The organism is Paraburkholderia sp. NMBU_R16, assembly GCF_013282575.1.
In the GTDB taxonomy this organism is placed as follows: Bacteria; Pseudomonadota; Gammaproteobacteria; order Burkholderiales; family Burkholderiaceae; genus Trinickia.
In genome coordinates this window covers 1-273 of the sequence record NZ_JAAAYE010000372.1, presented here as the reverse complement: position 1 = coordinate 273, position 273 = coordinate 1, and the positions used below count along the sequence as shown (strand labels likewise).

The following is a 273-nucleotide window of genomic DNA, read 5'->3' as shown; positions in this document are numbered from 1 at the left end:
GATGACGGGGGACTGCTCGGCGCGGCGTGGCGGCAGCGGTTCCGGGCTACGCCCTTCACCGCTGCCGCCACGCCAGTACTCTCATCCTGATTGACGCGCTGCTCTCATCTTGTTTGACGCGCGGCATTAGTCGCCGCATTGTGGGCTGGGCGATGTCCAATCATCTGTACACGGAGCTGATGCTGCGTGCGCTCGACATGGCACTCGTACAGCGTCGCCCCGGGGGCGTCATTCACCACTCGGATCAGGGGTGTCAATACACCTCGCTTGCCT

General features: G+C 63.7%; 1 pseudogene. It reads left to right on the top strand.

Annotated features, from left to right (window positions below):
• Nucleotides 1-128: 128 nt before the first annotated feature.
• A pseudogene (locus tag GWC77_RS29975) lies at nt 129-273 on the top strand (DDE-type integrase/transposase/recombinase); the annotation flags it as partial.